The sequence below is a fragment of the Alcanivorax sp. HI0083 genome (assembly GCF_001635175.1).
Window position 1 is genome coordinate 1 of record NZ_LWFX01001036.1, and the last position, 6,188, is coordinate 6,188.

7 protein-coding genes are annotated in these 6,188 nt (G+C 60.2%); 3 read left to right on the forward strand and 4 right to left on the reverse strand.

The annotated features are described in order from the left end of the window. Positions 1–186: 186 nt before the first annotated feature. The gene (gene dksA / locus A3754_RS27725) at positions 187–549 is read right to left on the reverse strand and encodes an RNA polymerase-binding protein DksA (protein ID WP_231880621.1); all 363 of its coding nucleotides are present in this window, start codon (positions 547–549) and stop codon (positions 187–189) included. Positions 550–715: 166 nt separating this feature from the next. On the opposite strand from dksA, the gene A3754_RS27730 reads away from it, so the two are divergent. From A3754_RS27730 to sfsA, 3 genes are all read left to right on the forward strand, one after another. Next, positions 716–1,396, forward strand: coding sequence for a hypothetical protein (locus tag A3754_RS27730; RefSeq protein ID WP_197468650.1), 681 nt, complete (start codon positions 716–718; stop codon positions 1,394–1,396). A gap of 294 nt (positions 1,397–1,690) precedes the next feature. Then, positions 1,691–2,860 (forward strand): aminotransferase class I/II-fold pyridoxal phosphate-dependent enzyme, encoded by a 1,170-nt coding sequence (locus A3754_RS13275; RefSeq protein WP_231880620.1) that lies wholly within the window; start codon positions 1,691–1,693, stop codon positions 2,858–2,860. After that, on the forward strand, positions 2,857–3,576 hold the full coding sequence (gene sfsA / locus A3754_RS13280; protein WP_063520073.1) for a DNA/RNA nuclease SfsA: 720 nt from the start codon (positions 2,857–2,859) through the stop codon (positions 3,574–3,576). Before A3754_RS13275 ends, sfsA begins: the two co-directional genes overlap by 4 nt. A gap of 162 nt (positions 3,577–3,738) precedes the next feature. On the opposite strand, the gene A3754_RS13285 is transcribed toward sfsA, so the two are convergent. From A3754_RS13285 to A3754_RS13295, 3 genes are read right to left on the reverse strand one after another with little or no spacing between them, the layout of a single operon-like run. Continuing rightward, positions 3,739–4,710, reverse strand: coding sequence for a serine/threonine protein kinase (locus A3754_RS13285; protein ID WP_063520074.1), 972 nt, complete (start codon positions 4,708–4,710; stop codon positions 3,739–3,741). Then, positions 4,707–5,039 carry a Rieske (2Fe-2S) protein gene (locus A3754_RS13290; protein ID WP_007148811.1) on the reverse strand — a complete coding sequence of 111 codons (333 nt, stop codon included), beginning with the start codon at positions 5,037–5,039 and terminating at the stop codon, positions 4,707–4,709. The genes A3754_RS13285 and A3754_RS13290 overlap by 4 nt, the downstream gene beginning before the upstream one ends. Before the next feature lie 53 nt (positions 5,040–5,092). Then, positions 5,093–6,097, reverse strand: coding sequence for an adenosine kinase (locus tag A3754_RS13295; RefSeq protein WP_063520075.1), 1,005 nt, complete (start codon positions 6,095–6,097; stop codon positions 5,093–5,095). Positions 6,098–6,188 lie beyond the last annotated feature (91 nt).

Sequence of the window (6,188 nt, forward strand, 5' to 3'; positions counted from 1 at the left end):
GCTAGTGCGGACTGTGTCTGCGTGGTGGATAGCGAGGCCTGCACGGCCTCGCGTTTGAAATCATCGCTGAAGTAGCGCTTGGCTTTGTATTTCATGACACCTTCTCTCCAAATGAAGGTGTCTACTTTTTCCGGGGCATTCCACCCCGTTAGCTGTCAACTATCAACTGTACACTGTCAACTGACGTTAACCTGCCAGCTGCTTTTCCTTGATTTCAGCGAGCTCTTTGCAGTCGATGCACATTTCCGCAGTGGGGCGAGCTTCCAGGCGGCGGATGCCGATTTCTACGCCACAGGCTTCGCAGAAGCCGTAATCGTCCTTGCCCACCAGATCGAGGGTCTTCTCGATTTTCTTGAGCAGCTTGCGCTCACGGTCGCGGGTGCGCAGTTCCAGAGCGAATTCTTCTTCCTGGGTGGCGCGGTCGGCCGGGTCGGGAAGGTTGGCCTGCTCGTCCTGCAGGTGGTGCATGGTGCGGTCCGCTTCTTCCATTAGCTCCTGGCGCCAAGCCAGCAGGATATTGCGGAAGTGGTCGCGTTGCGCTTCATTCATGTATTCCTCGTCAGGGCCGGGCTGGTAAGGCTTGAAGCCGTGAACCTGGGCCTGTGATGCGGAGGAACTGGTGCTTTTCTTTTTCACTTTCGGATTTACCTGAGCAGAAGAGGGGGAACGGCTCGGCGAAGTCCTTTTGCCGGCAGTTGCAGTCCGTGCAGAACCTGTGTTTGCGGCCGCACGGGCCGCTGCGGTGGCCTTGCCTGAGGCCGGTAATTTCGTTCTTGGTGCTGCTGGAGCCTTTCTGGAAGCGGCTTTCTTTGCCGAAGTCTTGGGCGCTGGCTTGGGCTGGGGCTTGCTAGCTGCAGCTTTTGCTGGTGCCTTTGGCGCAGCGGCTTTCTTGGTGGCCGCTTTTTTGGGTGTTGTTGCTTTGGGCGTAGCGGTTGCCTTACTGGCTGTTTTGCTGGCTGCGGGCTTCTTCGCTACGGCCTTTTGGGGCGCTGCTTTCTTGGGTGCAGCTTTCACTGCGGGTTTGGCAGCGGTCTTTTTAACCGGGGCTTTTTTCGCGGAGGCCTTGGGCGCCGGAGCTTTCTTGGCCGGTGCTTTTTTTACGGCGGCTTTCTTGGCTACCGCTTTTTTTGCGGGGGCTTTTTTTGTGGCGGCCTTTGCTGCCGGCTTGGCCGGAGTCTTTTTGGCTGCGGGTTTTTTCGCTACGGCTTTTTTTGCAGCCGGAGCTGCCTTTTTAGCCGCGGCTTTTTTGGGCGCAGCCTTTGTTGATGCCGAGGCTTTATTGCTGCTGGAGGCAGAACCGGAGGTTTGTTTTTTAGCCGCCTTCTTGGGGGCTTTTTTCTTGCCGGTGGCCATGTTGATTAACTCCCTTAGCATCTTCGCGACTCTCTATCGGTAACCCGCAATCCTTGGGTGCCGGCCTGATATCGCCAGGCCCGGGCATAATGTAATCTTCGACCTTACCCCGTCTGGGCAAGGGTTGTCACCAATCAGCGGGCCGCTGGACATTTTCTGACCATGGTTGGTGAAAATCTGGCCGATTATAGCCATGCAGGCGCAACAGAAAAGGGGAATCTTGTGACAGGTCGCCTTTTCCTGTGTTTTTACCCTGTTGCGTGGGCCCGACCGGGGTAGCAGATGAAGCGGGGCGGTTGTTGTACCGTAAGTCACGCATTTTCGAGGGAGCATGATCATGACACCCAGTTTGTCCGATTTCGCCCGACGCATTCCGCCGTTTCATGTGATGGCGCTATTGGAGCGTGCGCAGGCATTGTCTGCTCAAGGCCATGATGTGATTCACCTGGAAGTGGGTGAGCCGGATTTTGCCACTCCCGAGCCGGTGCTGGCGGCGATACAGGACGCGGTCGCTCACGGGCATACCGGCTATACCCCTGCTGCGGGGTTGCCGGCACTGCGTGAAGCCATTGCCGAGGATTACCAGAATCGCTTCGCTGCGAAGGTTAGCCCTGCCCAAGTGGTGGTGACGCCCGGAGCCTCCGGGGCCTTGCAGCTGGCGTTGGCGGCGCTGCTCAATCCCGGTGACGGCGTGCTGCTCACGGACCCCGGTTACCCCTGTAACCGGCAATTTGTGCGTTTGGTCGGCGGCGAGCCGCAACCGGTGGCGCTGCAGGCAGATGCTCATTTCAACGTGGACCCGGTGGCGTTTCTGGATGCCTGGCAAGCCAATACCCGGGTAGCCATGGTTGCCAGCCCGGACAACCCCACCGGCAATATGCTGCCGGTAGAGACCTTGCAGCAGCTGGCCCGCGGTGCCGTAGACAAGGGCGGCATCCTGCTGGTGGACGAGATCTATCAGGGGCTGTGTTACACCCGGCCCGCCTCATCGGTGCTGGCCGGCACAGACCCGGTACTGGTGATCAACAGCTTCAGCAAGTATTTCTGCATGACCGGTTGGCGATTGGGCTGGTTGGTGGCACCCGAACCGTTGGTGCCCGCCATTGAGCGGCTGGCCCAGAACCTGTTTCTGGCGCCATCCACCCCGGCGCAGCATGGGGCGCTGGCAGCGCTACAGGAGCCGACACTGACAATCCTGGAGCAGCGTCATCAGCTATTGGCACGGCGCCGCCAGTGTTTGCTCAATGGCCTGGCGCACCTGAAACTGCCGGTGGTCTCCCGGGCGGACGGTGCCTTCTATGTCTATGCGGATGTGAGTGATTACACCGATGACAGCTTTGCCTTTTGTGCCGACCTGCTGGAAAAGGCCAAGGTGGCCATGACACCGGGTCTGGACTTCGGTGAAGGCCACGATCACCGCCGTTTTGTACGCATGGCCTATACCTGCAGTGAGGCGCGGCTGACGGATGCCTTGCATCGTCTGGAACACTATCTGGAGTCCCTGTGATCTTTGATCCCCCACTGGAAGCGGTGACGCTATTGCGTCGCTATAAACGGTTCATGGCGGATGTGGTCCGCGCCGATGGCAGCGAGATTACCGTGCATTGCCCGAATACCGGCTCCATGAAAAATTGCGTGCTGGGCGAGCCGCAGCAGGCGTTGATTTCCGACAGCGGCAACCCCAAACGCAAATATCGCCACACTCTGGAAGCGCTACAGGTGGCTCACGGCCACTGGGCCGGGGTCAATACCGCCCGCCCCAATGCGCTGGTGGAAGAAGCGGTGCGGGCCGGGCAGATTCCTGTGCTGGATCCAGCCAGTGGCGTGGAGCGAGAGGTGAAATACCGGGACAGCCGCTTTGATCTGGCGCTGGGTGAGCGGGCCGACCCGCATACCTTTATTGAAGTGAAAAACGTCACCCTGGGTCCGGGGCCAAAGGATGCGGACGACGGCATCATCGCCTTCCCGGATTCGGTCACCGAGCGGGGCCAGAAGCATTTGCAGACGCTGATGGATGTGGTCGCCTCAGGAAAACGCGCGGTGCTGGTCTTTTGCGTTCAGCACAGCGGTGCCACCGCCGCGCGCCCGGCGGACGAAATTGATGTGCGCTATGGAGAGCTGCTGCGCGAAGCGGTGGAGAAAGGGGTGGAAGTGCTGGCGTGGAAGGTGGCGTTATCCGCTGAGGGTTTCGAACTGGAAAAACCCTTGCCGATTGCGTTGTAGGAGTTCCTCTCGAGAGACGAACCACGCGTTAGCGTGGGAAACGCCTGTAGGGGGCAGTAGCGTCATTGCTGTGAACCGGGGCGCCTCCAGAGTGATCGGGGGGGTACCCCTGCCTTGCCTTTTCCCTCGCTTGGGCTCGGGTTCGTCCCTCGAGAGGAACTCCTACAGCGGGGTCTGCAAACTGCGCAGCTGCTGTTGCAATAAGGTCACCTGGTTGCCCCAGTAATTCATGGATTCGAACCAGGGGAAGGCGGGGGGGAAGGCCGGGTCGTCCCAGCGTTTGGCCAGCCAGGCATCGTAGTTGATGATGCGGCGCAGGCGCAGCGGATCAATCAGGACTGTCTGGTTCCAGGGGAACGGCAGGAAGGTGTCATAACCACGGGCGAGTACCCGTAGCTGGTGTTGCTGTTCGTCGTGTTCACCAGACAGCAGCATCCAGATGTCCTGCATGGCGGGTGCGCGCAGGCTGTCGTCCAGGTCCACGAAGTGGGGGCTGTCATCTCGCCACAGGATATTGCCGGTGTGGCAGTCGCCGTGCACGTTCAGTAAGGGAAAGTTGTGCTCGCCCAGTTGTTGCTCCACCTTTTCCAGTATCTGGCCGGTCACATCCCGATATTGTCCCCGGTAGTTCAGGTCCACCACATCGTTAGTGAGAAAGGTGCTGGCGGTGCGGATGTCGTCGACGATCTGCAGGGTCGGACGCGTCTGATAGGGACGGTCGCTGCCGCAGGTATGCCAGCGAGCCAGGGTGCGGCCTAACTGCTCCAGATGATCGTCGTTGGCCAGCTCCGGGGCGTGGCCACCGGCGCGGCGAAACACGGCGAAAGCAAAGTCGTCGCAATGGAACAGGCTGGTGCCGTTCTTTTCGACGGGGGCGACCACTGGCAGGTCCCGGTCCGCCAGAAACAGGCTGAAGGCATGTTCTTCGAGGATTTGTTCATCGCTCCAGCGGTGCGGGCGGTAGAACTTCACGATTACCGGTGGGCCGTCTTCCTGGCCCACCTGATACACCCGGTTCTCAAAACTGTTCAGCTGCAGCAGCCGGCCATCGCTGAGAAAGCCGGCGGCATCGACGGCATCCAGCATGTAGTCCGGGGTCAGTAAATCGAAGGGGTGGCTGCTTTGCGCTTTCATGCGGGTTGGGGAACCTCGCCGAGCCAGACTTCCTCGCCGCGGACTTCCAGCGGTACGGGAATCAGCTTGTCGCCGCTGCAGGGGCCGGACAGGCAATTGCCGGTCTCCACTTCGAACAGGGCGCCGTGGTTGGCGCACATGATGAACTGGCTGTCGCCGTCCATGAATTCATCGGGCATGAAGTTCAGTTCGATGCCCAGATGTGGGCACCAGTTGATGTAGGCGTGAATCTGCCCATCGAACCTGGCGACGACAATCGGCTGGCCGTCTTTCTGAAATTCCCGAGCACTTTCATGCTCGATGTCGTTCACGTTGCAGATGTGTTCCATGGTCCTGGTTTTCCGTGATGCTGTGTCGTCGGGAAGAACTGGCCGCCCTGCGGTTATTCGCCGAGAACGGCGTTGCGAAGTTCCTGGTGGACCTGTGCCGGGAGGCGCGGGCCAAATTCGCTGACCAGCCTTGCGGCGGCGGCGGAGGCGAGTTTACCGGCAGCGGCAAAGTCGTGGCCGTGGGTAATGGCATACAGGAAGGCGCCGGCAAACATGTCGCCGGCACCGTTACTGTCGATGGCTTTTACCGGCACCGGGTCGATGCGGTGCGTCTGTTTGCCGTCCCAGGCCAGGGCGCCGTCCGCCCCGAGAGTAATCACGGCTGAACTGCAGCGCGGCTTGAGCGCTTCCAGGGCAGCGTCCATGTTATCGGTGTCGGTGAAGCTGGTGGCTTCGGCTTCGTTGCAGAACAGCAGGTCCACACGCTCGCCGAGCATTTCATTCAGGCCGTCTTTGAAAAACTGCACCATGGCCGGGTCGGAGAAGGTCAGCGAGGTCTTTACGCCGTGCTTTTCGGCCAGCTGACGGAGTTTGATGGCGGCGGCCCGGGAGCTGTCGCCACTGACCAGATAGCCTTCCAGATAAACATACTGGCTGGCGGCGATGGCGGCTTCGTCCAGTTCGGCATCGGAGACCTGGCTGGAGATGCCCAGGTAGGTGTTCATGGTGCGCTCGGCATCCGGCGTCAGCATGACCAGGCATTTGCCGGAAACACCCGTCTCCCTTGGGCCGTTCATGTTGGTGTCCACGCCGGCGGCGGTCAGGTCATCGACGAAGATGGCGCCGGTGGCGTCGTCGGCTACTTTGCAGGCGTAGTAACTGTTGCCGCCGAAGTAGCGGGTGGCGACGACGGTGTTGCAGGCGGAGCCACCGCTGGTCTGTTTGCGGGGCTCGGCTTCGTTGGCCAGTGCTTCGATCAATTCCGCCTGGCGCGCTTCATCCACCAGTGTCATCAGGCCCTTGCCCACTTCCATGCGTTGCAGGAAGGCGTCGCTGACCTCGATTTCCGTGTCCACCAGGGCATTACCGAGGGCGTAAACGTCATATTGCTTTGTCATGGAAGCTCCGAACCGGATTGCAGGGGCGGCTATTATGGGCTGCCGGGCGCTGCATGCAAAATTTGTACGCCAGCGGGCCGGGGTTATCCCT